The sequence below is a fragment of the Tropicimonas sediminicola genome (assembly GCF_900188335.1).
Classification (GTDB): Bacteria; Pseudomonadota; Alphaproteobacteria; order Rhodobacterales; family Rhodobacteraceae; genus Tropicimonas; species Tropicimonas sediminicola.
Map to the genome: position 1 here is coordinate 230,188 of NZ_FZOY01000007.1, position 25,991 is coordinate 256,178.

Below are 25,991 nucleotides of genomic sequence, written 5' to 3' on the forward strand. Positions count from 1 at the left end.
GCGCAGGTACCAGCGCCGAAGCGCGGCTATCGGAAGGATGACGCCGGATACATGGCGCGGTTCCGGCCCCGAGCCGGAGCGCCGCAGCCGCGCGATCTTGGAATTCAAGCAAGCCCGCCTCCAAAGCAAGAGGCGCGCCCTTGCCGGGCGCGCCCCTTTCGTTTCTCCGTTTCCCGTGCCGATGGCAAGGGGCGGGTCAGGCAGCCGTCTCCTTCGGAGCGCCGATCAGGTTCAGGATATCCTGCGCGGCGGAGGGAATGTTCGTTCCCGGCCCGAAGATCGCCTTGACCCCGGCGTTGTAGAGGAACTCGTAATCCTGGTGCGGGATCACGCCGCCGCAGATCACGATGATGTCCTCGGCGCCCTGCTTCTTCAGCTCCTCGATCAGCCGAGGCGCCAGCGTCTTGTGACCGGCGGCCTGGCTGGAGATGCCGATGATGTGGACGTCGTTGTCGATGGCGTCCTGCGCGGCCTCTTCGGGGGTCTGGAACAGCGGGCCGACGTCGACGTCGAAGCCGATGTCGGCAAAGGCGGTGGCGATCACCTTGGCGCCGCGATCATGGCCGTCCTGGCCCATCTTGACCACTAGCATCCGCGGCCGGCGGCCCTCCTTCTCGGCGAAATCCTCCACCGATTTCTGGATCGCGGCAAAGCCGTCGTCGCCCTCATAGGCCGCGCCGTAGACACCGGCGAGCGTCTTGACCTCGGCCCGGTGCCGCCCGAACACCTTTTCCATCGCCATGCTGATCTCTCCAACCGTTGCCCGCGCGCGGGACGCCTCGACGGCGGCCTCCAGCAGGTTGCCGCCCTCGCTCGCCCGGCGGGTGATCTCCTCGAGCGCGGCCTGGCAGGCGGCCTCGTCGCGTGCCGCGCGGACCTTTTCGATCCGGGCGATCTGGCTGGCGCGGACGGCCATGTTGTCCACGTCGAGGATGTCGATCTCCTCTTCCTTGGCCAGCTTGTACTTGTTGACGCCGACGATCACTTCCTCGCCGCGGTCGATCATCGCCTGACGCTTGGCGGCGGATTCCTCGATCCGCAGCTTCGGCATGCCGGAGTTCACGGCCGCCGTCATGCCGCCCATCTCCTCGACCTCTTCCATCAGCGCCCAGGCCTTCTCCACCAGCTCGGCGGTCAGGGCCTCGACGTAGTAGGAGCCGGCCAGCGGGTCGACGACCTTGGTCACGCCGGTTTCTTCCTGGAGGATGATCTGGGTGTTGCGGGCGATGCGCGCCGAGAACTCGGTCGGCAGGGCAATGGCCTCGTCGAGCGCGTTGGTGTGCAGCGACTGGGTACCGCCGAGCGCCGCCGACATCGCCTCGTAGGCGGTGCGGATGACGTTGTTGTAGGGGTCCTGCTCGGCGAGGCTGACGCCCGAGGTCTGGCAGTGGGTGCGCAGCATCTTGGATCGCGGATCCTTGGCGCCGAACTCGTCCATCACCCGCGCCCAGAGCGTGCGCGCGGCACGCAGCTTGGCGGCTTCCATGAAGAAGTTCATGCCGATGGCGAAGAAGAAGCTCAGACGGCCGGCGAACTTGTCGACCTCCATGCCCGCCTTGATCGCGGTGCGGACGTATTCACGGCCGTCGGCGAGCGTATAGGCCAGCTCCTGCACGAGGTTCGCGCCGGCTTCCTGCATGTGGTAGCCCGAGATCGAGATCGAGTTGAACTTCGGCATCTCGTTCGAGGTGTATTCGATGATGTCGCCGATGATCCGGATCGAGGGATCGGGCGGATAGATGTAGGTGTTGCGGACCATGAACTCCTTGAGGATGTCGTTCTGGATGGTCCCGGAGAGCACCTTGCGGTCGTGCCCCTGCTCCTCGCCCACGACGATGAAGTTGGCCAACACCGGGATCACGGCGCCGTTCATGGTCATGGAGACGGAGATCTTGTCGAGCGGGATACCGTCGAACAGGATCTTCATGTCCTCGACGCTGTCGATCGCCACGCCGGCCTTGCCGACATCGCCCTCGACGCGGGGGTGATCGCTGTCATAGCCGCGGTGCGTGGCCAAGTCGAAGGCGACCGAGACGCCCTGCTGACCGGCGGCCAGCGCCTTGCGGTAGAAGGCATTCGATTCCTCGGCGGTGGAGAAGCCGGCGTACTGGCGGATCGTCCAGGGGCGGCCGGCGTACATCGTCGCCTTGACGCCGCGGGTGAAGGGTTCGAAGCCAGGCAGCGAGCCCATGTGCGCGAGGCCCTCGGTGTCCTCGGCGGTGTAAAGCGGCTTGACCCGGATCCCTTCAAGGGTGTCCCAGGTCAGGTCGTCAAGAGAGCGGCCGCGCAACTCCTTCGTGGCCAGTGCCGCCCACTCCTGTGGTAGCTGTTTTTCGGTCATCGGGCTGTCTTCCTTCTGTCCTGTCCACCGTGCGCAGCTCGCTGGCGTCTGCGGTCGCGATGAGGGTTGCACGCCCGTTCGCACCGGAGCGCAACCAGGCAAGATCTTCGGCGTAGTGTTCGGCGAAGGCAGCGCGCTGGACATCGTCGAACGGCTGCCATCGGCCGGTCACATCCACCGACAGGGGGCCGGGCAAAGAGCCGCTATGGTCGGATAATACCCTGCCCAGATGCGGTGTAGAAGGGCTCCGGCGATGCCAATCTCGCACGCCTGCCATGTGCCCTGCGACGCCCAAGGGCAAAGGCCGCCCCAGCATTGCGGCAAGCTGTCGCTCCGGCATGCCGGCCAGCCGCTCGAAGGGCAGCACGAGGACCTCCGCATGCGGAAAACAGCTCGCCACTTCTTCCACCAAACGGCGCCAGCGCAGGGGCTGCAGGACCAGCCGGTCGAGCAGCGCGCGCGAAGGCAACGGGTGACCGCAGACCACGGCCTGCGCCATTAGCGAGGCCCAGAACCGGTCGTAGGCGCGGATCGTCAGCACGATCCGGTCGCAACGGTCCTCGAACGCGGGAAGGAAACGGCCCAACCGCTCGCCCGGCCAAGGATAGAGCCGCTCCTGCGCGAAGCATTGCGCCGGCATCCCGATCATCGCCGGCTCGCTGACGATCAGGCGACCGACACCCTGCCGCGCCAACCGCTCCTGCCGCAGGCGCATCGCGCGCAGCGAGCGGCGGCCGATGCGCTCGTCGATGAGCGACACCGCCTCCGGCCTGCGCACAAGGGCGGACATCATGCCGCGGCGCGTATCCGGCGCCAGCCAGGCCGCAACGCCCATCCGGTGCAGGCTCGGCGCATTTCGCCGCAGGAAGTGCTGAAAGGTGGTGACGCCGGTTCGATGCGCACCGAGGTGGAGAGTTACATCCATATGGGACCACTGGCTTGGAACATGCGCCCATCCGGCGCCACCCAGCCATAGCCTGCCACGCATTTCCGGGCCGTTAAGGACGTCGCACCCGCCTGCACGCGGCGATTTTTCCTTAGATTTCCCGAACCCCTCACCTATATCATGATCGACACGAGGAGAGCCCGACTTGCGCCGCAAATCCCTGACAGCCTTGCTTGCCGGCCTGATGCTGGCCGTGGCGCTTCCCGCACAGGCGCAGGAAGCCGCGCAAGCCCCTGCCGCCGAAGCCGCCGCCGAAGGCCTGCAGATCATCGACGCGGCGACGGTCGATATCAGCGAATTCCTGTGGCTGAAGCGCGTCCTCGCCGTGTTTTCCGACACACCCGCCGATCCGCGGTACATCCAGCAGATGCAATTGCTGGCCGAGCGCCCCCGCGACCTGGTGGAGCGCGACGTTATCGTGATCACCGATACAGACCCCGCCGCCCGCTCCGAGGTCCGAAAGGAACTCCGGCCGCGCGGCTTCGCGCTCGTTCTGGTCGACAAGGACGGCGTGGTGAAGCTCCGCAAGCCCTCGCCCTGGTCGACCCGGGAAATCTCGCGCTCCATCGACAAGACGCCGCTCCGGCGCGACGAGATCCGCGAAGGCCGCGGCGGCACACTCACCCAGTGACTGGCCGCCGCACAGGTCATTGATCGGCCTCAGGCTGAGGGATGAAGCGCGCGCCCTCGGGCAGCCCCGGCACCCAGGCCTCAAGCTTGGCGCGCAGGGCTCCGGCGGCCTCGGGGGAGGTGGCGTAGAAGGCGACCTCCGGCTTGGCGGAATAGTGCCAGGGCCCGGAGAGCTCGAGCTGGCCGAGGCGCACCCAGTCCGGGCCGATGTCACCGCCGAACCAGTCGTCGTAGATCATCGCCAGTTCCACGCCATGCTGCTGTGCCAGCAGGTCGACCCAGTGCTCCGGGCCGCCGTTCTGCCGGTAGTCCAGCGCCGCGAGAGAGCCCAGCCCCCAGATGTCGAGCACATAGTCGGGATTGCCCCAGGCCACCCGGCCGAGATCGTTCACCGCCACGGGCTCGCGATGGAACTCCTTCGCAAATCGCGCCATCTGCGCCTGCTGGCGGTCGATGGTGCGCGTGGCGGTGGGGTAATGGTGGACGAAATGCGGGGCATAGACCGCGCCAGCGGCAATTACCGGAAGGACGGCGAGAAACCGTGCCAGCGGGCCAGACCGCGCTGCCAGCGCCAGAAGCCCCGCCGTAGCGGCGGCCAGAACGTAGCCCTCGTAGCGGTTCATCCAGCCGAGTTTGCCGGCAACGGCATGGGCGCCAAGGGCGAGGAACAGGACCAGCAGCAGCCAGCGACGCGGCGATTGGCGCAGTTCCGGCGCGGCGAAAGGCATGGCGGCGGTCGCACTGAGGGCCGCGATCATGATCCAGATATTGTGGCCCTCAAAGGCGCGGATCAGCCCGACGATGACCCCGGCGAGGTCGTTGGACAGCTCGTCGTTGCCGAGCTTCGCCTGGACCGAACTGGGCAACGGGTCGAGCCCGAGGCTCGAGAGAAACCACATGAAGAGACCGACGATGGCCAGCGCGCCCGCAGCGGACGCCAGACCGGTCAGCCACCGGCCGCGCAGCATCAGAACACCGGCTGCGAGAAGCGACAGCGCCAGCCCCTCGAACCGCATCGCGGGTCCGAGCAGGATGCCGAGGATGAGCAGCGGCGAGACGCGGTCTTCATCGAGGAGCACCAGCAGCCCGAATACGACCGCGAGGCTGGCCGCGGCGTGCAGGGAGTGCTCCATCCCGGCAAAGGCCAGCCCCGGCAGGTTGATGACCAGCGGCACGAGGATCGCAAGTGCCAGGCCCGTGCCGCGGCGCAAGTCCTCGTACCCCGCCTGCACAAGGATCCGCCCCCAGAGCCACCCGCAGGCGGCCAGCGCCGCGATATTCCAGGCCAGCGGCAGGAAGCGCTGCGCCTCGGTTCCGGCCAAGGGCACGAGCAGCAGCGGGTAGAGTGGCGAGGAGGCCGCCGAGGCATATTCCCCTGGGTTCACCCCGTAGCCCCCGGCGGCGATCTGCTCGGCCACCGCGAGGTGGATGTAGACGTCGTCCAGCGGGTATTCGAAGACACCGGCATTCAGATAGGCAGCGATCTGGAGGGCGGCGAAGCCCAGCAACACGCTCGCAAGGCTCACCGCCGGCAGCCGGAGCCGCCCGCGCGCCGCGCCCTCCAGTGTCGCCGCCTGGCTCATTCGAACTCCATGATCACGTCATCGACGGCCAGGCTGTCGCCGGGCCCCGCGTTGATCGCGCTGACGACCGCCTGTTTCTCGGCGCGCAGGATGTTCTCCATCTTCATCGCCTCGACGGTGCACAGCGCCTGCCCCTCCTGCACCTCGTCGCCGACCTGCACGTTCACCTTCACCACCAGCCCGGGCATCGGGCAAAGCAGCATCTTCGAGGTATCGGGCGGCAGTTTCTCCGGCATCAGCCGTGCAAGCTCGGCCTGCCGCGGCGTGTAACAGCGCACCTTCACGTCGGCGCCACGGAAGCGGATCCGGAAGCCGGCGGTGATCTTCTGCATCTTGAAGGCGTGCTTGACGCCGTCCACCTTGACCACTGCGAGGCTGTCGCCCGGCGTCCAGTCGCTCTGCATCTTGATGCAGCGGCCATCCTCGAACAGCACGTCGGTGCCCTTGCGATGCGCCTCGATGGCTACCGGGAATTCCTCGCCATCGACCGATACGATCCACTCCTTGCCGACCTGGCGCTTGTGGTTGTCGATGGTGCCGCTGATCCGCGTGCGCCGGATTTCCGCCACGCGGAAGGCGCCCGCCGCGACCGCAGCCACCATCTGCCGGTCCTCCGGCGAAAGCTGCACGCCGCCGAAGCCTTCGGGATATTCCTCGGCGATGAATGCCGTGGTGATGTTGCCCCCGATGAAACGCGGGTGATCCATCACTGCCGACAGGAACGGCAGGTTATGCCCGATGCCCTCGACCTCGAAACTGTCCAGCGCGTCGCGCATCACCTCGATCGCCGCGCCGCGATCCGGAGCCCAGCTGCAGAGCTTGGCGATCATCGGGTCGTAGAACATAGAGATCTCGCCGCCCTCGAACACCCCGGTGTCGTTGCGCACCGCGGCCTCGCCGTTCGCCACCTCCGCCGGAGGGCGATAGCGCGTCAGCCGGCCGATCGACGGCAGGAAGTTGCGATAGGGGTCCTCGGCATAGAGCCGGCTCTCGATGGCCCAGCCGTTGATCCCCACGTCCTGCTGGGCGATCTCGAGCTTCTCGCCCGCCGCCACGCGGATCATCTGCTCCACGAGATCGACGCCGGTGATCAGCTCGGTCACAGGATGCTCCACCTGAAGGCGGGTGTTCATTTCGAGGAAGTAGAAGTTCTTGTCGCCGTCGACGATGAATTCCACCGTTCCTGCAGAACAGTAATCCACCGCCCGCGCCAGTGCGCAGGCCTGTTCGCCCATCGCCTTGCGGGTCTCGGGGTCGAGAAACGGGCTCGGGGCCTCCTCGATCACCTTCTGGTTGCGCCGCTGGATCGAGCATTCGCGCTCGTTGAGATAGATCGTGTTGCCGTGCTTGTCGGCCAGCACCTGGATCTCGATGTGCCGCGGCTGGGTGACGAACTTCTCGATGAAGATCCGGTCGTCGCCGAAGCTGCTGGCCGCCTCGTTCTTGGACGACTGGAAGCCCTCGCGCGCCTCGTTGTCGGTCCAGGCGATCCGCATGCCCTTGCCGCCCCCCCCGGCGGAGGCCTTGATCATCACCGGATAGCCGATCTCGTTCGAGATCCGCACCGCTTCCTCGGCATCCTCGATCAGGCCCATGTAGCCGGGCACGGTCGAGACCCCGGCCTCCTGCGCCAGCTTCTTGGAGGTGATCTTGTCGCCCATCGCCTCGATCGCCCCGGCCGGCGGCCCGACGAAGGCCACGCCCTCGGCCTCAAGCGCCTGCGCGAACTTCATGTTCTCGGAAAGGAACCCGTAGCCGGGGTGCACCGCCTCCGCGCCGGTCTGCCGGATCGCGTCCATGACCTTGTCGATCACGATGTAGGACTGGTTGGCCGGCGGCGGGCCGATATGCACCGCCTCGTCCGCCATCTTGACGTGCAGCGCGTCGCGGTCGGCGTCCGAATAGATCGCGACGGTCTGGATTCCCATCTTCCGCGCGCTCTTGATGACCCGGCAGGCGATCTCGCCCCGGTTGGCAATCAGCAGCTTCTTGAACATCCTCGGTCCCTTCCCCGTTCTCCCATGGGCCGCGCGCGCGGCCCCTCCTGTCTGTCAGGCACGACAAGGGCCACCGGAGCGATCAGCTCCGATGGCCCTGCCATGCATCTTGCCTGGCCGGTGACCCGGCCGAATTTCTGGTCAGTTGATGGCGTCGCGCGCGTCGTTCGAAAGCGCACCGGCTGCAGCGCCGACAGCGACGGACGTGCCGAGATCGGTCCCGGTGAGCGCCGAGACGCCTGCGCCTGCGCCTGCCCCGATTGCGGCATTCTCCAGGTTGGAGTTGCCTTCACACGCTGCCAGGAGCGCGATGCCGGCCAGCAGAGACGCGAGCTTGATAGGTTTTGCCATCTCGTTTTTCCTTTCGAGGATTGTTGTTTCGGCGATCCTAGTCCGCCGAACGCAAAAGGAAATCGGATGCTGGCCCCGACGGCCAAATCCCGCCGATGCCGACTGCCGGAAAAGATCGGCGGCCGGGACAAAGCCCACGGCCGCCGTAAGTGAGAAAGGGTACCTGGATAGATCCCGAAAACGGCGGGTGTGCTGGGATGCGCCGTTCTCGAGACATTCGTGCAGCAAGCGGCCCACAGATCAAAGCACTTGCGCGCGGCGGCCCGGCAATCAGCCACTTCCCGCCGGAATCCGGTAGGGTTCGGCAGGTTCACGCCCATTCTTCGCCGTCCTCGTCGCCGTCTTCGATGATCTCGAAGTTATCCAGCATGTTCGGGTAGCTACGCTGCACCTCCGCCAGGTCGACACGCAGCAGCGCCTCGTAGGACGCCGGATCGAACGGCTCCTCCGCCGGCACCACCTCGCGCCCGAACAGCCAGCTGAGCCGGCCCGCGTCGAGATTGCCGCGCTCGAAGGGCGCGTCGCCGAACTGCTCCAGCAAGGCCAGCAAAAAGCCCTCGTCCGCGCGCCGATCCGCCGGCCTGCGGTCCGCATGACGTTTGCGCGCCTGGAGCGGCGTGGCGCCGGACTTGTTCTCCCGGCGAATGGTGAACTGGTAATCGGTTCCGGCCAGGCGGCTCGGAAATCCTCTGTGCTTCAGCATGCGCTGCCCTTTCCGGCCGCCTCTTTCTCCGGACCCCACCTCATTGCCAGACACATCCCATGTCGGTCAGCAGGTAGGCCCCTATGAACATCGTCGCTTCGGGATCGAACGTGCCCCGCTCGATGGCGCGGTCCATCAGGGTGATGTTCACCTGCTGCACCGCACCCGCTTCCGCCGCTTCGGCGCGCCCCTGCGTCTCGCAGAGCGCATCGAGATCGGCGGAAATCTCGTCATAGCCGACCTCCCCGTCCTCCGCACCGATCCGGGGCGAGATGTAGCGCAAGGTCAGCCAGGTCTCGCCGTCGGACTGGACCTCGACGATCCGGTCATGAAAGCTGACGACCAGCCCCGACGGCAGGCTCACCTCCTGCGCCGCAGCCGCCTGGCCTCCCAGCAGGATCGCAGCCGCCAGCGCGGCCCCGCGCGGATCCATCATCCGGCCCTCCCGGCACAGCGCAACCATCGCGCCCGGTTGCGGGGCTCCGCCAGCACGGCCTCGATCCGCGCCTCCAGCCCGGCCCGGTCGAACCCGCCCGCGGCCACCCTGCCTCCGGCCCGAACCTCGACGAAATCGCCGCGGTCGGTCACCTCAACCACCGGGGAAAAGCCCCGCTGCCCCTGAAGCGCGCGCCAGAGGTCCTGGCGGATCTGCGTCGCAAGCCGCTCCCGGCGCACCGTGGGGAACCGACCGGCCGCCACCACGTCGAACCGCGGCGGAACCTGGCGCGTCAGCACCAGGACCGCGCCATCGCGCAGCACATGCCAGCCGCCACGCCTCATGCGCCTCTCCCCTGCAGGGCCACCCGTCCGTCAGGCAACATCTCGTCCGACACCTTCTTCTTGGCTCAAATACCCCGGGGGTCCGGGGGCAGTGCCCCCGGCCTCGGCCTCATCTCACAACGGGATGTTGTTGTGTTTCTTCCACGGTGTCTCGCGCCGCTTGTTGCGCAGGCTGGCAAAGGCGCGGGCCACTCGGCGGCGGGTCGAATGCGGCTGGATCACCTCGTCGATAAAACCGCGCTCGGCGGCCACGAAGGGGTTGGCGAACCGCGACTCGTATTCCGCGGTGCGCGCCGCGATCTTCTCCGGGTCGCCCAGTTCCGAACGATAGAGGATCTCGGTGGCGCCCTTGGCCCCCATCACCGCGATCTCGGCAGTCGGCCAGGCATAGTTGATGTCGCCCCGCAGGTGCTTCGAGCTCATCACGTCATAGGCCCCGCCATAGGCCTTGCGGGTGATCACCGTCACCTTCGGCACCGTCGCCTCGCCAAAGGCGAAGAGCAGCTTGGCGCCGTGCTTGATGACCCCGCCGTATTCCTGGCCCGTCCCCGGCAGGAAGCCCGGCACGTCGACAAAGGTCAGCAGCGGGATTTCGAAGGCGTCGCAGAAGCGCACGAAGCGCGCCGCCTTGCGCGAGCTGTCGATGTCGAGACAGCCGGCCAGCACCATCGGCTGGTTGGCCACGACGCCGGTGGTCTGCCCCTCGATCCGGATGAAGCCGGTGATGATGTTCTTCGCGTAATCCTCCTGGATCTCGTAGAAGTCGCCCTCGTCCGCGACCTTCAGGATCAGCTCCTTCATGTCGTAGGGGGTATGGGCGTTGTCGGGGATAAGCGTGTCGAGGCTCTCCTCCACGCGGGCGGGCGAGTCGAAGAAGGGCCGCACCGGCGCCTTCTGGCGGTTGTTCGAGGGCAGGAAGTCGAACAGCCGCCGGATCTCGATCAGCGCTTCGACATCGTTCTCGAAGGCCCCGTCGGCGACCGACGACTTCCGGGTGTGCGTCGAGGCGCCGCCCAGCTCCTCGGCCGTGACGACCTCGTTGGTCACCGTCTTCACCACGTCGGGGCCGGTGACGAACATGTAGGAGGTATCCTTCACCATGAAGATGAAGTCGGTCATCGCCGGCGAATAGACCGCACCACCGGCACAGGGCCCCATGATCACCGAGATCTGCGGCACCACGCCGGAGGCCTCGATGTTGCGCTGGAACACCTCGGCATAGCCGGCAAGGCTGTCGACGCCCTCCTGGATCCGCGCCCCGCCCGAGTCGTTCAGCCCGATAACCGGCGCGCCGTTCTGCACCGCCATATCCATGATCTTGCAGATCTTCTGCGCATGGGTCGCCGAGAGCGAGCCGCCGAAGACGGTGAAGTCCTGGCTGAACACGTAGACCATGCGCCCGTTGATCGTGCCCCAGCCGGTGACCACCCCGTCACCGGCGGGCTTCTCGGCCTGCATGCCGAAATCGGTGCAGCGATGGGCCACGAACATGTCGAACTCCTCGAAGGAGCCTTCGTCGAGCAGCAGGTCGATGCGCTCACGCGCCGTCAGCTTGCCCTTCTGGTGCTGGTTGTCGATCCGGCGTTGCCCGCCACCCAGGCGCGCAGAGGCACGGCGGGTTTCCAGCTCTTCGAGAATGTCCTTCATGTCTCCGTCCCCTTGATTTGCTGGTCCAATGCCTATCAAAACGGGAGCCCATTCAGGAAGCGCCATTTTGAAAATTTGCAAAGTATTGGCAGATCAATGAGAGCAAAATGCAAATCTGGAAAGCCCTTGGCGCGGAGCGATTTTCCCTTGCCCCGATAGACTTCGCGCCGGCGAGCAGATAAGGCCCGAGCATGTATACACCGCCCACGGTCCGCATTCTGGACCGAACCACGCCGCCACATATCGTCACACTCGTCTTCCTCGCCGGATTGTCGGCGATGAACATGAGTATCTTCCTGCCGTCCCTGCCCGCGATGACCGAGCATTTCGGCACAGATTACGCGATCATGCAGCTCTCGGTCTCGCTGTACCTCGCCACAACCGCGGTCATGCAGCTGCTGATCGGGCCGATCTCGGACCGCTACGGACGCCGCCCGGTGGTGGGCATCTCGATCTCGGTGTTTCTGATCGCCACGCTGGGCTGCCTGCTGGCACCGAACGTGACCGTCTTCCTCGCCTTCCGGATGCTGCAGGCCATTGTCGCGGTGGGCATGGTGCTGTCGCGCGCCGTGGTGCGGGACATCTATCCGCAGGACCAGGCGGCCTCCCGCATCGGCTATGTTACCATGGGCATGTCTTTGGTGCCGATGTTCGCGCCGATGATCGGCGGCACGCTGGAGCAGCTCTTCGGCTGGCAGGCGATCTTCGTCTTCCTGATGCTGGCGGGCGGGCTGATCGGCTGGCTCGCCTGGGCCGACATGGGCGAGACCGCCACCAATACCGGCACCAGCTTCGCCCGGCAGGTGCGCGACTACCCCGAACTCCTCGCCTCGCCGCGGTTCTGGGGCTACGCGCTGGCGACCGCCTTTGCCTCCGGCGCCTTCTTCGGCTTTCTCGGCGGAGCGCCCTACGTGGCGGACGAGATCTTCGGCCTCTCGCCCTTCTGGACCGGGGTCTGCTTCGGCGCGCCCGCCATCGGCTACACGCTGGGCAATTTCATCTCCGGCCGGTTCTCCGCGCATTACGGCATCAACCGGCTGATCCTCTGGGGCACGCTGGCCACCACCGCTGGCATGGGGCTGTCCCTGCTGCTGGGATTTGCCGGGCTGCACGAGCCGATCATCTTCTTCAGCCTCGTCACCACCCTGGGGCTTGGCAACGGCATGGTCATTCCCAACGGAACCGCCGGGATGCTCTCTGTCCGGCCGCAACTCGCCGGCACGGCAAGCGGGCTCGGCGGGTTCATCCAGATCGGTGGCGGCGCCGCGCTTTCGGTGATGGCCGGGCATGTGCTCGAAGGCGCCACCACGCCGATGCCGCTGCAATGGCTGATGGCGGGCACATCGCTGGTGTCGCTGCTCTGCATCCTCTACGTGCGCCGCCGGGAGCGGATATTGCAGCTTGCCAGCTGATCTTTGCAAAGATTAGATCGGCTCAAACGCGAATTTGCAAAGAGCCCCGATGGCCCAGAAAAAGCTCTATGCCGGCGCCAAGCTGAACGAGATCCGGTCCAAGCTGGGACTGACGCAGAAGGTCTTTGCCGCCAAGCTGGGCGTCTCGCTTCCCTACCTCAACCAGATGGAGAACAACCACCGGCCGATCTCCACCTCGGTGGTGCTGGCTCTGGCGCAGGAGTTCGGGCTCGACGTGACCGAACTCAGCTCGGGCGATACCGAGAGGCTGGTCAGCGATATGCGCGAGGCCTTGGCCGACCCGATCTTCTCCGGCACGCCGCCACTGGCGGACCTGCGCCTCGTCGCCTCGAACGCCCCCGCGCTGACCCGCGCCTTCCTGGAGCTTCACAGCGCCTATCGACGGACCCAGGAACGGCTGATCTCGCTCGACGCCGCCCTCGGCCAGGACAGCGCCCGCATGGCCCGCACCCCCTGGGAGGAAGTGCGGGACTTCTTTCATTACATCGACAACTACATCGACGCGGTGGACCGCGCCGCGGAGCATTTCGCCGGGGACGACCCGATGGCCGCCGCCCGCGCCGCGCTCGACGACCGCGGCATCGGCATCCGGGTCGGCGAGGCAGCCAGCCTTCGCGCCTACAACGCCGATGCGCGGGTCCTGAACCTTTCCGCCCGCGCCAGCCCGGCGACGCAGAACTTCCAGCTACTGCACCAGGTCGCGCTGCTGACCCAGAACGACCTGCTGGAAGCGACGCTGGATCTCGCCCGCTTCCAGACCGAGGAGGCGCGCGCCATCGCCAAGATCGGCATGGCCAACTACTTCGCCGGCGCGGCGCTGCTGCCCTATGGCCGGTTCCGCGCCGCCGCCCGCGAGACGCGGCATGACCTCGAGCGGCTGGCCCTGCGCTTCGGGGCCTCGATCGAGCAGGTGGCGCACCGGCTCTCGACGCTCCAGCGTGGCGGCGACAAGGGCGTGCCGTTCTTCTTCGTGCGGGTGGATCAGGCGGGCACGATCACCAAGCGGCACTCGGCCGCGCGGATGCAGTTCGCCCGCTTCGGCGGCGCCTGCCCGCTGTGGAACGTGCACCGCGCCTTCGAGACGCCGGGCCACTTCCTGCGCCAACTTGCCGAAACGCCCGACGGCGAGCGATACATCCTGCTGGCGCGCGATGTGTCCAAGTCCGGCGGCGCCTGGGGCGAGCCCGACCGGCGCTTCGCCATCGCGCTCGGCTGCGACGTGGGGTTCGCGCCGGAACTGGTCTATGCCGACGGGCTCGACACCGGAAATCCGTCCGCCTTCGAGCCCATCGGGACGTCGTGCCGGATCTGCGAAAGGCGCAACTGCCACCAGCGATCGCTTCCGCCGCTGGAACACAGCCTCCGTGTCACGCCCGACCGGCGCGGCACCTTGCCTTACGAGATCGGCGAATAGGGCGGCTTACCGCCCGGGCCGGCTCACGCCTCCGCCAGCCTTCGGTTGATTTCGTCCTTCAGAAACGCGCGGCGCTTCTTCAACTGGTGCTCCGCCAGTTCTTCCATAGGCTTCACATAGGTGTCGGCCTCGTGGACGCGCTGGTTGAGCTTCATGTATTCCGCGGCCATCTCGGCAAACTCGGGATCTTCGCTCACGAGTTTGCCGATCAGGGCGATCTGCGACGGAAATTCCTCCGAAAGCTCATGGGGGACGTGGGACATGGCGTCTCTCCTCTCTTCTTATTCGAACAATTCTTGACGCCGCGACTCGGACGGCGTCGTTGACCTGCGTCAAACGCTGTCGAATTCGCCGGATGTGACGGGGAGCCGCCGTTACAGGCGGCCGATCTACATCCTAGACTGGCCGCGTCATGGAGACCGCCGTCACCTTCATCACCCTCGGCGCGCTGTTTCTCGCGGGCCTGCTCGCCGACCAGATCGGGCGGCGCACACGGCTGCCCCGGGTCAGCCTCCTGCTCGGCTGCGGCATCCTGGTCGGGAGCGGCGGGCTGGACCTGCTGCCGGACGAGGTCAAGGCGCTCTACGAGCCGCTCTCGATCATCGCGCTCACGATGGTAGCCTTCCTGCTCGGCGGCGCGCTGACGCTGGGAAACATCCGGGAGCACGGCACCGTCATCATCGCGATCTCCCTGACGGTCGTGGTGGCGACACTCCTCGTGGTCGGCGCCGGCCTCTGGCTGATCGGCGTCCCGGCCGGCCTGGCGTTCGTGCTGGCTGCGGTTGCCACCGCCACCGATCCCGCCGCGACCAACGACGCGCTCGACCAGTCGGGGGAAACCGGCGGATTTGCCGCCACCCTGCGCGGCATCGTGGCGATCGACGACGCCTGGGGCCTGATCGCCTTCAGCCTCGTGATGGTGGCGGTTGTTCAAGGCACCGGCGCTACCGAGACGGGGATGGTCTCGGGCGCGCTCCGCGAGATCGCGGGTTCGGTTGCGCTCGGCCTGGCCGTCGGCCTGCCCGCCGCCGCGCTGACGGGCCGGCTCAAGCCGGGCGAGCCCTCGCAATCCGAGGCGCTGGCCATCGTCTTCCTGACCGCGGGGATCGCGATCCGCTTCGAGCTGTCCTACCTGATCGCCGGGATGACGGCGGGCGCGATCATCGTGAACGCCGCCCGGCACCACGAGCGTGCCTTCCACGAGATCGAGGGGTTCGAATGGCCGTTCCTCGTGCTGTTCTTCATCCTCGCGGGGGCCACGCTCGACCTCGGCGCGCTCTGGCAGATCGGAACGCTCGGGCTGGCCTACGTCGCCCTGCGCGTCGCGGCTCGGCTCGCCGGAGGCTGGGTCGGGGCCTGGCTGGCCGGCGCCCCGAGGGAGCAGCGGCCGCTGATGGGTCTGTCGCTGCTGCCGCAGGCCGGCGTGGCGGTCGGCATGGCGCTGGTAGCCGCCGAGGCCTTCCCGGAATGGGGCGAGACCCTCACCGTCCTGGCCGTCGGCACCACCGTCGTCTTCGAGCTCGCAGGACCACCGGCAACGCTCTGGGCCGCGCGCCGCGCAAACGCGCCAAAAGGCCCCACCGACACGTGACCGTTCGCCCCTGCCCGCGTCCACGGCTACCCTTGCGTCTGCTGCGCCCTTCCCCTATCCCCGCTCGCGGACAACACGAAGGGATAGGCGGGCACCATGCCGCTTCTGGTGATGAAATTCGGCGGCACCTCGGTCGCCACACTGGACCGGATCCGGCGCGCGGCGAAGCGTGTCGGCCGCGAGGTCGCGAATGGATACGACGTCATCGTGATCGTCTCGGCCATGGCCGGCAAGACCAACGAGCTCGTGGGATGGGTCGAGGAGACCTCGCCGCTGTTCGACGCGCGCGAATACGACGCCGTCGTCAGCTCGGGCGAGAACGTGACCGCCGGCCTGATGGCCCTGACGCTCCAGGAAATGGACATCCCCGCCCGCTCCTGGCAGGGCTGGCAGGTGCCGCTCAAGACGACGAGCGCCCACGCCTCCGCCCGTATCGAATCGATCCCGACCGACAACATGAACGCCAAGTTCGCCGAAGGCATGAAGGTCGCGGTGGTCGCCGGCTTCCAGGGCATCTCGCCCGAGGGGCGGATCACCACGCTCGGCCGCGGCGGCTCCGACACCACCGCCGTCGCCTTCGCCGCCGCTTTCGGCGCGGAGCGCTGCGACATCTACACCGACGTGGACGGCGTCTACACGACCGACCCGCGGATCAGCACCAAGGCCCGCAAGCTCGACAAGATCGCCTTCGAGGAGATGCTGGAGCTCGCCAGCCTGGGCGCCAAGGTTCTGCAGACCCGCTCGGTCGAACTCGCAATGCGCTACAAGGTGCCGCTGCGGGTCCTGTCGAGCTTCGAGGAATATGACCCCACAGCAGGCACGCTGGTCTGCGACGAGGAGGAAATCATGGAAAGCAATGTCGTCTCGGGCGTGGCCTACAGCCGCGACGAAGCCAAGGTCACGCTGCTGTCGGTCGCCGACCGTCCGGGCGTGGCCGCCGCGATCTTCGGGGCTCTCTCCGAGGCCGGCGTGAACGTGGACATGATCATCCAGAACATCTCGGAGGAGGGTCGCACCGACATGACCTTCTCCTGCCCGACCAACCAGACGACCCGCGCCGACCGCGCCGTCCAGGAAGCCCGCGAGAAGGGGCTGATCAACTTCCACGGGCTGGAAGTGGACAGCGATGTGTGCAAGGTTTCGGTCGTCGGCATCGGGATGCGCAGCCATACCGGCGTCGCAGCGCAAATGTTCGAGGCACTTTCCTCGGAAGGTATTAATATCAAGGTCATTACAACATCGGAGATCAAGATCTCCGTCCTGATCGACCGGAAATATCTGGAACTGGCGGTTCAGGCGCTCCATGATGCCTTCGGGTTGGAGAAAGCGGGCTAACGCCGCCCCGCCACCCGCAGGGGATAGGGACTGGTGAGCGACAGGCAGACTTCAAGCAGGCGGCTGCTGGGCCGGCTGAAGCAGGCTCTTGCGGAGCCGGCCGAGGGCCAGGAACGTCTCGACCGCATCACCCGGCTGATCGCGGAGGAGATGCACACTCCGGTCTGCTCGATCTACCTGTTCCGGGACGAGGAAACGCTGGAACTCTGCGCGACCGAGGGCCTGAAGGCCGAGGCCGTGCACAAGACCCGGATGCGGATGGGCGAGGGCCTCGTCGGCCGCGTCGCTGCCTCGACCAAGCCGATCAACACCGGCAACGCGCCCTCCGAGGCCGGCTTCCGCTACATGCCGGAGACCGGCGAGGAGATCTATTCGGCCTTCCTCGGCGTGCCGATCCAGCGGCTGGGCGAGAAGCTCGGCGTGCTCGTCGTCCAGTCCAAGGAACAGAAGGCCTATGTCGACGACGAGGTCTATGCGCTCGAGGTCGTGGCCATGGTGCTGGCCGAGATGACCGAGCTTGGCGCCTTCATCGGCGAAGGCGCGGCCATGGCGGCGCCGCACCAGCACCCGGTGATGGTGCGCGGCAACGTCGGCCAGGAAGGCGCGGCGATGGGGCAGGTTTTCCTGCACGAACCGCGCGTCGTGGTGACCAACCCCTTTGCCGACGATGCGGAGGCCGAACTCAGCCGCCTCCAGCAGGCCGTGGACAAGCTGCGGATCTCGGTCGACGAGATGCTGACCGGCGCCGACGACGCCGACAAGGATCAGCGCGACGTGCTGGAAGCCTATCGCATGTTCGCCAATTCCAAGGGCTGGATGCGGCGCATGGAGGCCGACATCAACCGCGGCCTGTCGGCCGAGGCCGCCGTCGAGAAGGAACAGACCGCCGCGCGGGTCCGGATGCAGCAGGTGCCGGACCCCTATCTGCGGGAACGGCTGCACGACCTCGACGACCTCAGCAACCGGCTCCTGCGCCTGCTAACCGGCCAGGGGACCGACAGCGGCGTCGAGATGCCCGAGGACCCGGTGCTGGTGGCGCGCAACATCGGCCCCGGCGAGCTGCTGGCCTATGGCCGCGGGCTCAAGGCGATCGTGCTGGAGGAAGGCTCGGTCGGCAGCCATGCCGCCATCGTCGCGCGGGCCCTTGCGATCCCGCTGGTCATCAACGCCGAACGGATCACCACCGAGGCGCTGAACGGCGATCGCGTGCTGGTCGATGGCGACCAGGGCATCGTCCACCTGCGCCCGGAGGAATCCGTCACCGCCGCCTTCCGCGACAAGATGGCGATGATGACCAAGGCGCAGGAGCGCTACGCCTCGATCCGCCGCGTTCCGGCCACCACGGTCTACGGCCCGACGATCCGGCTGGACATGAACGCGGGCCTGATGGCCGACCTCCCCTCTCTGCGCTCGTCCGGCGCCGAGGGGGTGGGCCTGTTCCGCACCGAACTCCAGTTCCTCGTCCGCAGCAAGCTTCCGAGCCGGGGCGAGCTGGCCGCGCTCTACAGCCGCGTGCTGGACGCCGCCGAGGGCAAGCGCGTGGTGTTCCGCACCCTCGACATCGGCTCGGACAAGGTGCTGCCCTACATGAAACCGCAAGACGAGCCTAACCCGGCGCTCGGCTGGCGTGCGATCCGGGTCGGGCTCGACAAGCCCGGGGTCATGCGGATGCAGCTTCAGGCGCTGATCCGCGGCGCCGCGGGCCGGCCGCTGACCATCATGTTCCCCTTCGTGGCGCAGTTCGAGGAATTCCTCGCCGCCCGCCGCGCGCTGCTCGCGGAGATGGAGAGGGAGGACAGGCTCGGCCATGTCCTGCCCCAGAAGCTCGAGATCGGCGCCATGCTCGAGACCCCGAGCCTTGCCTTCGCGCCGAAACAGTTCTTCGAGGAGGCCGATTTCGTCTCGGTCGGCGGCAACGATCTCAAACAGTTCTTCTTCGCCGCCGACAGGGAGAACGAACGCGTCCGCCGCCGCTACGACACGCTCAACGTCTCCTTCCTGACCTTCCTCGAATGGATCGTCATGCGCTGCCGGGAGACCAAGACGCCGCTGAGCTTCTGCGGCGAGGATGCCGGCCGGCCGGTCGAGGCATTGTGCTTTGCCGCCATGGGGTTCCGGGCGCTGTCGATGCGGCCGGCGTCCATCGGGCCGGTCAAGCATCTGCTGCGCCGGTCCAACCTGGCGGAGGTGCGCGAGATCATCGACGAGGCGCGCGCCACCGGCATGCAATCGGTGCGGCCCGCGGTGATGGACTGGCTTCGCCAGCAGGGGTGACCGGGAAATCCGGCCCTGCCCGCGGCGCCTCGACTCAAACCTATCTAAAAAGCCAGTACCTCAACCCGCCCCGCACGGTTGAGATCGATCGCATCCCGCTCTAGTTTCCGCGCAGGAGCAGGATGCGCCGGACCGTCCGACCACCGGACACCGGCCCCTCATCCCCAGCCTGGTCCGAATAAAAAGAAGAACCGCGTCTGAAGCCATTTCGGACGTAGGGACGGACATTGGCCGAGAGGAACGGGGCGAGCATCCCCGAACATGACATTCAGATGACGAACGTGCTTGAGATCGAGATCCCGAGGAGCCGCAGCGAAACGGCGCGCCAGGTCCTGGAGCGTATCGCCTGGCGCGGCTACATCCCGCCCGAAGCGGGCCAGGACAGCACGGTCTGCTGGCACCTGCCCGCAGACCAGATCGACCTCATCCGCTCGGTCCTGCGCCGCAATCGCCGGCTCGCGGGGGAGTCCCCTGTACAATGGGGCTCGATCGATCGGGTCTGCGAAACCATCGAGGCCGAGTCCCGACGCACCGGCACCCGGCCGCACTACGGCTACGACAGCTTCAAGCCCTGATGGGACGGCGGCGTGCTGGCGCCCGCGACCCGCAGCACCTGGCCACTGATCCCGTTCCAGTCGCCGACGCCCAGCACCCTGTCCGGGTTGGTGGGCGGCGGCATCTCCACACCGTCGAGCCGGGTGAATCCGAACCGCCCGTAATAGGGCGCGTCTCCCACCAGCATCAGCCGCTCCCAGCCGATATGGTGCGCGCGGTCGATCACTTCGCGGATCAGCATCCCGCCGAGCCCTTCGCCCTGGTGCGTCGGGTGCACCGCGACCGGCCCGATCAGCGCCACCGGCCGCCCGGCAACGCGCACCGGCCAGACCCGGATCGCACCGGCCAGGATGCCGTTCTCGCGCGCCAGCAGGCAAAGCTGTGACACCGGGGCGACACCGTCGCGCAGGCGATAGGAGGAGAGGGCCTCCCGCCCCGGAGCGAAACACAGGTCGAAGAGCGCTTCGACCTCCCACCAGTCCGCGGCCTGCTCCTGTGTAAGGTTCACCTCTTGCACAGTCCTGCCCATCATTCATGCTGGAAACGGTACCGGAGCAGCGTTAGACCACTCGCAGAGGAGACTCCAGACATGTTCTACCGCCCCGAGGACGGCCACGGCCTGCCGCACAACCCTTTCAGTGCCATCGTTTCCCCGCGCCCGATCGCGTGGATCTCGACACGCGGGGCGGACGGGTCGGAAAACCTGGCGCCCTACTCCTTTTTCAATGCCGTGGCCTACGTGCCGCCGCAGGTGATGTTCGCGACCACCGGCAAGAAACACGACCGGGAGGGGACGAAGGACACGCTCGCCAACATCCGCGACACCGGGGTCTTTGCGGTGAACATCGTGGAATACGCGCAGCGGGAGATCATGAACCTCACCTCCGGCCCCTGGGACAAGGACGTGGACGAAGCCGAGATGGCAGGCATCGAGCGCGCGGAGTGCGAGACCATCCCCTGCTCCCGCGTCGCCAACGCTCCGGCCACGCTGGAATGCCGTCTGACCCAGATCGTCGAGCTTGGCGGAAGCAACAACCTCGCCGCCTTTGGCGAGGTGACCGGCATTCACCTGCGCGACGATTGCCTGCGCGACGGAATCTTCGACGTGACGCGCTACCAGCCCCTCGCCCGCCTCGGGTATCGCGACTTCACCCACGTCGCCGAGGTTTTCACGATGAAGCGCCCGGGCGAGTGACGCCGGCCGGTCAGGTTCCGGCCGGAGATGCCGGGCGGTTGGCCCGCATCACGCCGTAGCGCACCGTCGGGCTGAGCACAATCAGCAGGATGCCGATGGAGAACAGGCACCAGACGGCCGGCATTTCGCGCGGATCGCTGGTGGTGAGCATGGCCAGCACCGGCCCGGCCAGCGCGTGCAACAGCACGAAGCGCCAGGCGCCGTAGAACAGCGGAAACAGAAAGACCGCCACGAGATAGGCAGGAAACTGGACCTCGAACCCGGGAACGAACGCCAGCGGCTGGACCTGCGTGGTCAGCGGCAGCTCCCACCCGATATGCCACTCGCCCGACACCAGGCAGAGGCGCGTGCCGCACATGACGTCGACGCCCGGCCTGCAATTCCCGAGCGCCTCCAAGGGCAACAGCCGACCAAGCATCAGGAGCGTTGCGCCCCCCTGCCGCGACGAAGATCCACCGCTTCAGCCGGCGCGGGACAGGCTGCGGTGCGATCTGCATCGCGAAGGCGTTCAGCACCAGTGGCTGGAAGGCGAAATGCAGGTAGGAGAGAAGCGTCAGCCCCGGTTCGTCGGCAGCCCGCATTGATCCACGACCGTCTAGCCGGTGGCCTGAAGGGCTTCGATCACCGTGAAATAGGCCAGCGTGCCCCAGATCGCGAGAGGCTCGTTGCGGCTCCAGGCCAGGGTCGCGGCGGCACTGCCAACCACGACCATGGCCACCGATGCCGACGTGTTCCAGCACATCGCGGCCTCCGGGATCTTCCTGGCGGACCAGCCTAGCCTTGCAATGGCCTCGCCGTGAAGAAGGCAGGAGCCGAACGGCTCCTGCCCTTCACCTCAGTGGCCGGCGTGCAGCACGCCGGTCCGAACCTGGTAGTTGGCCGCGATCGCGTAATCCGGGTCGTCGTCGGAATCGACCATGAGCTGGCCGGCCTTCTTCAGAAGCTGGTGGCAATCGGGGCTCAGGTGGCGCAGCTCCAGCTTCTTGCCGGCATTCTCGTATTTCGTCGCCAGCGCCTCGATGGCGGTCAGCGCCGACTGGTCGGCCACGCGGCTCTCTGCGAAGTCCACCACGACCCGGCGCGGGTCGTTGGCCGGATCGAAAATTTCGCCGAACCCCTCGACGGAGCCGAAGAACAGCGGCCCCTGCACCTGGTAGACCTTGGCGCCTTCCGGGGTAACGTAGCTCTTGGCGTGGATGCGCGAGGCGTTCTGCCAGGCATAGGCCAGCGCAGAGACGATCACGCCGACGACCACGGCGGTCGCGAGGTCGGTCGCCACGGTCACCACGGTGACGAGCACGATCACCACCGCATCGGTAAGCGGCACCTTGCGCATGATGGTCAGCGACTTCCAGGCGAAGGTGCCGATGACGACCATGAACATCACCCCCACCAGCGCGGCCAGCGGGATCTGCTCGATCAGCGGCGCGGCAAAGAGGATGAACGACAGCAGGAACAGCGCCGCCGACACGCCGGAGAGCCGCGTGCGGCCGCCGGACTTCACGTTGATCATCGACTGGCCGATCATCGCGCAGCCGCCCATCCCGCCGAAGAAGCCGGTCACGGTGTTGGCAAGGCCCTGCGCCACACATTCCTGGCTGGCGCCGCCGCGCTCGTGCACGATCTCGCTGACGAGGTTCAGCGTCAGCAGGCTTTCCAGCAGGCCGATGGCGGCGAGGATCAGCGCATAGGGCAGGATGATCTGCAGGGTTTCCCAAGTGAACGGCACCATGGGAATGTGGAACTGCGGCAGGCCACCCTCGATCGAGGCCATGTCGCCCACCCGAGGTACGTCGATGCCGAAGGCAATGACGATGCCCGCCACAATGGCAATGCCCGCCAGCGGCGCCGGAAAGGCGTTGGTGAGCTTCGGCATGGCCCAGATGATGGCCATCGTCAGCGCGACCAGGGCGAGCATGACCACAAGCGGCCAGCCGGTCAGCCACTCGCCGCCCGACATTCCGTGCCCCGATGCCTCGGCCGTGCCCGGCACCTGGAACTGGCTGAGCTGCGCGAGGAAGATGACGATGGCGAGCCCGTTGACGAAGCCGAGCATCACCGGATGCGGGACCAGCCGCATGAACTTGCCCAGCCGGAAGATGCCGGCGAGGATCTGGATGATCCCCATCAGCACGACGGCCGCGAACAGGTACTCGACCCCATGCTCGGCCACCAAGCTGACCATGACCACCGCAAGAGCGCCCGTGGCGCCCGAGATCATGCCCGGACGGCCGCCGATCAGCGCGGTGATAAGTCCGACGATGAAGGCCGCGTAGAGACCGACCAGCGGATGCACCCCGGCGACGAAGGCAAAGGCGACCGCTTCCGGCACCAGCGCGAGCGCCACGGTCAGACCCGACAGGATCTCGGTGCGCAGATGGGTGGATCCGTCCCGTTCTCCGGCGGAGAACTGCGCAAGGTAGTTGCTGTCAGCCAGGGCTGCCATGATGGTTCGGGTCAAGAGGTGCCTCTTTCAAAAACATCGGGCGGACCAGGATGGCCCGCCAGCTTGGCGCGACCGGCGATCCGGTCGGCGGGGCATCGCCCGTCTCGGCAGCGCCGATGGCGCGCGGGGGCAACGCGGTTCGATGTTGGCGTTACCAGAGACCTGCGACTTTCAGAAGCAACCCTAACGGGAGGCCGCTATGCAAAAATTGCATAGCTGGTTTCCCTTTCGGTGTCACGGCTGGCGCTCGTTGTGGCGATTCACAAAGAGATACAACAAGATGATCCAGTTCGTCAGGAAGTCCGCGGCGATGCCTCCGACCGAGACGAAGAGCACCCACAGCGCCGGCTCTCCGGCCACGACCAGAAGCCAGGCCCCGACCGCCCGCAGCGCAAGGGAGACCGCCACGATCAACAGCGCGTCGGACGCCCCCTGCCCGCTGCCGGACCAGATCGAGGGGATTCGGTCAGTCAGGTCCGGTGCGAAACGCAGCACCACGAGGATTCCGAGCGCCAGACCAAGCAGCAGAATGGAAACGCCTTGCTGCACGACCTCGGGCGAGGGCGCGAACAGGACCAACGGCGCGAGAATACCGCCGACACCCCAGCCGACCGGCACGTCCACCGGAAGGACCTCGCGGCGGAGGAGCAGGATGTTGCGCATCAGGAAGACAAACAGCGCCGTCGCGACGGCGATATTCAGGGGCGCGACCGGCTGGCCGAAAGCCAGGACGTCGCGCCCGTTGAAGGCAGCGAAAACTGCGAGCAGCGCGAGGCAGGGGGCAATCCCTGCGAGGTCGGGCCGCGGAACAAGAACGATTGTACGAAATACCCACATGCGGCGGAGGTTGCCCCTGCAATCGGGCGAAAGTGCGGAGATTTCAGGAGCTTTCCACGCCCGGATTGCTGTCATAGGCTCCGCCCCGGACATGGATGTTATCGGAGCGTTAAGATGGAGACAATGATCGGCGTGATCGGAGGCAGCGGGCTCTACGAGTTCGAAGGGCTCGAGGACGCGGCGTGGCAGAGCGTCGACACCCCGTGGGGCGCTCCGTCGGACGAGATCCTGACCGGCCGGGTCGGCGGCGTCGCCATGGCCTTTTTGCCGAGACACGGCCGCGGCCATGTCCATTCGCCCTCGTCCGTCCCCTACCGGGCCAATGTCGACGCACTGAAACGGCTCGGCGTGACCGACGTGATCTCGGTCTCCGCTTGCGGCTCGTTCCGCGAGGAGATGGCGCCGGGCGATTTCGTGATCGTCGACCAGTTCGTCGACCGGACCTTCGCCCGCGAGAAGAGCTTCTTCGGCCCGGGTTGCGTGGCGCATGTGAGCGTCGCCCACCCCACCTGCCCCCGCCTCGGCGCGGCCTGTTTCGAGGCGGCGCAGGCGCAGGGGATCACCGTACACCAGGGCGGCACCTACCTGGCGATGGAGGGGCCGCAGTTCTCGACGCTCGCCGAATCGAGGATCTACCGCGAGCAATGGGGCTGCGATGTCATCGGCATGACCAACATGCCGGAGGCCAAGCTCGCCCGCGAGGCAGAGCTCTGCTACGCCTCCGTGGCCATGGTGACCGATTACGATTCCTGGCACCCCGACCACGGCGAAGTGGACGTGACACAGATCATCGAGACATTGATGGGCAATGCCGAGAAGGCGCGCGGCATGGTGGCCCGTCTGCCGGCCCTGTTGGGCGCCGAACGCCTGCCCTGCCCGCATGGCTGCGACCGGGCGCTGGAATACGCGATCATGACCGCGCCGGAGAAACGCGATCCGGCCCTCGTGGCGCGGCTCGATGCGGTGGCCGGGCGGATCCTCTGAGGCACCCCGTTCTGAGCGCGAGGATGACGCCGGGGCTCCCGCCCGTCGTCACGGCATCCGGGGATGCCACTCCTCCAGTTGGGCCGGGCCGCGGGCAAGGCCCGCGGCGCGTCAGGGCCCGGCCGGTGCGAGCCTGCCGCCCTGGCGCACCATCTCGACGCGGGTGGCCTTGCCGGTGGCATCGTCGGTCTCGACATAGAGCCCGCTGACCGTCGCCTCCCCGAGAGCCGGCGTGAACCGCGCCTTGGGCATGCCGGTGACGAAGCGGCGCATCGGTTCGGTCTTTTCCATCCCGATCACGCTGTTGTAGTCGCCGCACATGCCGGCATCGCTCTGGAAGGCGGTGCCACCCGGCAGGATCTGGGCATCGCCGGTGGGCACATGGGTATGGGTGCCGACGACAACGCTCGCCCGGCCATCGCAGAAATGGCCGACCCCCATCTTCTCGCTCGTCGCCTCGCAGTGGATATCGATCAGGCTGGCCGCCACCTGGCCACCGCGCGGATGCGCCCGGAGCACCTGGTCGAGGGCGGAAAACGGATCGGCGAAGGGACGTTTCATGAAGACCTGCCCCAAGACCTGCGCCACCAGCACCCGGCGCCCGCTGGCCGTGCGGAACACCGCCGCGCCGCGTCCGGGAGCGTCCTTGGCGAAGTTCATCGGCCGCAGGATCCGCGGCTCCGTCTCGATGAACTGGAGCATGTCCTTCTGGTCGAAGGCATGATCGCCCAACGTCACACAATCTGCGCCGGCGTCCAGCAGCGCCTTGGCGTGGGCGCCGGACAGGCCCATGCCCGAGGTCGCGTTCTCGCCGTTCACCACGACGAAATCCAGTTTCCAGTCGAGGCGCATCCGGGGCAGGCGTTCCGCGACCGCACTGCGCCCGGACCGCCCCATCACATCGCCGAGAAAGAGTATCCGCATGCGTCTTCCCTAGGCCTCCGGGCGG

The 25,991-nt window shown here is 67.0% G+C and carries 25 protein-coding genes and 1 pseudogene; 9 read left to right on the forward strand and 17 right to left on the reverse strand.

Translation table 11 applies throughout. From position 1 onward, the window contains the following. Positions 1-196: 196 nt before the first annotated feature. Positions 197-2,341, reverse strand: coding sequence for a methylmalonyl-CoA mutase (gene scpA / locus CHB86_RS17770; RefSeq protein WP_089234425.1), 2,145 nt, complete (start codon positions 2,339-2,341; stop codon positions 197-199). Beyond that, the gene (locus CHB86_RS17775) at positions 2,271-3,176 is read right to left on the reverse strand and encodes a hypothetical protein (protein WP_141134922.1); all 906 of its coding nucleotides are present in this window, start codon (positions 3,174-3,176) and stop codon (positions 2,271-2,273) included. The genes scpA and CHB86_RS17775 overlap by 71 nt, the downstream gene beginning before the upstream one ends. A gap of 295 nt (positions 3,177-3,471) precedes the next feature. On the opposite strand from CHB86_RS17775, the gene CHB86_RS17780 reads away from it, so the two are divergent. Continuing rightward, positions 3,472-3,918, forward strand: a complete 447-nt coding sequence (locus tag CHB86_RS17780; protein ID WP_089234509.1) for a DUF4174 domain-containing protein — start codon at positions 3,472-3,474, stop codon at positions 3,916-3,918. Between the two features lie 16 nt (positions 3,919-3,934). On the opposite strand, the gene CHB86_RS17785 is transcribed toward CHB86_RS17780, so the two are convergent. The 7 genes from CHB86_RS17785 to CHB86_RS17815 all read right to left on the reverse strand — a co-directional run bounded on the left by CHB86_RS17785 (position 3,935) and on the right by CHB86_RS17815 (position 10,978). Continuing rightward, positions 3,935-5,500, reverse strand: coding sequence for a hypothetical protein (locus CHB86_RS17785; protein ID WP_089234427.1), 1,566 nt, complete (start codon positions 5,498-5,500; stop codon positions 3,935-3,937). Next, entirely contained in the window at positions 5,497-7,497 is a 2,001-nt protein-coding gene (locus CHB86_RS17790; protein ID WP_089234428.1) for an acetyl-CoA carboxylase biotin carboxylase subunit, read from the reverse strand. Before CHB86_RS17790 ends, CHB86_RS17785 begins: the two co-directional genes overlap by 4 nt. 141 nt (positions 7,498-7,638) lie before the next feature. Further along, entirely contained in the window at positions 7,639-7,848 is a 210-nt protein-coding gene (locus CHB86_RS17795) for a hypothetical protein (RefSeq protein ID WP_089234429.1), read from the reverse strand. A gap of 310 nt (positions 7,849-8,158) precedes the next feature. Next, positions 8,159-8,551 (reverse strand): hypothetical protein, encoded by a 393-nt coding sequence (locus CHB86_RS17800; protein ID WP_089234430.1) that lies wholly within the window; start codon positions 8,549-8,551, stop codon positions 8,159-8,161. Between the two features lie 40 nt (positions 8,552-8,591). Further along, complete coding sequence (locus tag CHB86_RS17805) at positions 8,592-8,987, reverse strand: DUF6497 family protein (RefSeq protein ID WP_089234431.1); 396 nt, start codon at positions 8,985-8,987, stop codon at positions 8,592-8,594. Further along, complete coding sequence (locus CHB86_RS17810; RefSeq protein ID WP_089234432.1) at positions 8,984-9,331, reverse strand: hypothetical protein; 348 nt, start codon at positions 9,329-9,331, stop codon at positions 8,984-8,986. The genes CHB86_RS17805 and CHB86_RS17810 overlap by 4 nt, the downstream gene beginning before the upstream one ends. Positions 9,332-9,445: 114 nt before the next feature. Beyond that, positions 9,446-10,978, reverse strand: coding sequence for an acyl-CoA carboxylase subunit beta (locus CHB86_RS17815; protein WP_089234433.1), 1,533 nt, complete (start codon positions 10,976-10,978; stop codon positions 9,446-9,448). 191 nt (positions 10,979-11,169) lie between these two features. Between CHB86_RS17815 and CHB86_RS17820 the strand changes: the two genes are divergently transcribed. Continuing rightward, positions 11,170-12,390, forward strand: coding sequence for a multidrug effflux MFS transporter (locus CHB86_RS17820; protein ID WP_089234434.1), 1,221 nt, complete (start codon positions 11,170-11,172; stop codon positions 12,388-12,390). 49 nt (positions 12,391-12,439) lie between these two features. Next, on the forward strand, positions 12,440-13,825 hold the full coding sequence (locus tag CHB86_RS17825; protein ID WP_089234435.1) for a helix-turn-helix domain-containing protein: 1,386 nt from the start codon (positions 12,440-12,442) through the stop codon (positions 13,823-13,825). A gap of 23 nt (positions 13,826-13,848) precedes the next feature. On the opposite strand, the gene CHB86_RS17830 is transcribed toward CHB86_RS17825, so the two are convergent. Beyond that, positions 13,849-14,088 (reverse strand): HP1242/YdcH family protein, encoded by a 240-nt coding sequence (locus CHB86_RS17830; protein ID WP_089234436.1) that lies wholly within the window; start codon positions 14,086-14,088, stop codon positions 13,849-13,851. A gap of 149 nt (positions 14,089-14,237) precedes the next feature. On the opposite strand from CHB86_RS17830, the gene CHB86_RS17835 reads away from it, so the two are divergent. From CHB86_RS17835 to CHB86_RS17850, 4 genes are all read left to right on the forward strand, one after another. Then, positions 14,238-15,416 (forward strand): cation:proton antiporter, encoded by a 1,179-nt coding sequence (locus tag CHB86_RS17835; protein WP_089234437.1) that lies wholly within the window; start codon positions 14,238-14,240, stop codon positions 15,414-15,416. 96 nt (positions 15,417-15,512) lie between these two features. Next, positions 15,513-16,751 (forward strand): aspartate kinase, encoded by a 1,239-nt coding sequence (locus CHB86_RS17840; protein WP_089234438.1) that lies wholly within the window; start codon positions 15,513-15,515, stop codon positions 16,749-16,751. 30 nt (positions 16,752-16,781) lie between these two features. Next, a complete protein-coding gene (gene ptsP, locus CHB86_RS17845) occupies positions 16,782-19,025 on the forward strand; it encodes a phosphoenolpyruvate--protein phosphotransferase (protein ID WP_425445431.1) in 2,244 nt (747 codons plus the stop codon). Between the two features lie 272 nt (positions 19,026-19,297). After that, positions 19,298-19,600 carry a hypothetical protein gene (locus CHB86_RS17850; protein ID WP_089234440.1) on the forward strand — a complete coding sequence of 101 codons (303 nt, stop codon included), beginning with the start codon at positions 19,298-19,300 and terminating at the stop codon, positions 19,598-19,600. Here CHB86_RS17850 and CHB86_RS17855 read toward each other — a convergent pair. Further along, positions 19,579-20,109 (reverse strand): GNAT family N-acetyltransferase, encoded by a 531-nt coding sequence (locus CHB86_RS17855; protein WP_089234441.1) that lies wholly within the window; start codon positions 20,107-20,109, stop codon positions 19,579-19,581. The genes CHB86_RS17850 and CHB86_RS17855 overlap by 22 nt on opposite strands. Positions 20,110-20,169: 60 nt before the next feature. On the opposite strand from CHB86_RS17855, the gene CHB86_RS17860 reads away from it, so the two are divergent. Beyond that, a complete protein-coding gene (locus tag CHB86_RS17860) occupies positions 20,170-20,775 on the forward strand; it encodes a flavin reductase family protein (protein WP_089234442.1) in 606 nt (201 codons plus the stop codon). Positions 20,776-20,785: 10 nt separating this feature from the next. On the opposite strand, the gene CHB86_RS17865 is transcribed toward CHB86_RS17860, so the two are convergent. The 5 genes and pseudogenes from CHB86_RS17865 to CHB86_RS17875 form a co-directional block, all read right to left on the reverse strand. Continuing rightward, entirely contained in the window at positions 20,786-21,133 is a 348-nt protein-coding gene (locus tag CHB86_RS17865) for a hypothetical protein (protein ID WP_089234443.1), read from the reverse strand. 136 nt (positions 21,134-21,269) lie between these two features. Further along, positions 21,270-21,356 (reverse strand): annotated as a pseudogene (locus CHB86_RS25355) (DUF5765 domain-containing protein); the annotation flags it as partial. Positions 21,357-21,370: 14 nt separating this feature from the next. Continuing rightward, positions 21,371-21,517: a hypothetical protein gene (locus CHB86_RS24705; RefSeq protein ID WP_176442919.1), complete on the reverse strand. Its 147-nt coding sequence runs from the start codon at positions 21,515-21,517 to the stop codon at positions 21,371-21,373. 93 nt (positions 21,518-21,610) lie between these two features. After that, the gene (locus tag CHB86_RS17870; protein WP_089234444.1) at positions 21,611-23,221 is read right to left on the reverse strand and encodes a SulP family inorganic anion transporter; all 1,611 of its coding nucleotides are present in this window, start codon (positions 23,219-23,221) and stop codon (positions 21,611-21,613) included. A 234-nt stretch (positions 23,222-23,455) separates the two neighbouring features. Further along, complete coding sequence (locus tag CHB86_RS17875) at positions 23,456-24,151, reverse strand: hypothetical protein (protein ID WP_141134923.1); 696 nt, start codon at positions 24,149-24,151, stop codon at positions 23,456-23,458. Between the two features lie 21 nt (positions 24,152-24,172). Here CHB86_RS17875 and CHB86_RS17880 point away from each other — a divergent pair, with 21 nt between their 5' ends. After that, entirely contained in the window at positions 24,173-25,042 is an 870-nt protein-coding gene (locus CHB86_RS17880; protein WP_089234446.1) for an S-methyl-5'-thioadenosine phosphorylase, read from the forward strand. Between the two features lie 111 nt (positions 25,043-25,153). On the opposite strand, the gene CHB86_RS17885 is transcribed toward CHB86_RS17880, so the two are convergent. Beyond that, on the reverse strand, positions 25,154-25,966 hold the full coding sequence (locus CHB86_RS17885; protein WP_089234447.1) for a TIGR00282 family metallophosphoesterase: 813 nt from the start codon (positions 25,964-25,966) through the stop codon (positions 25,154-25,156). Positions 25,967-25,991 lie beyond the last annotated feature (25 nt).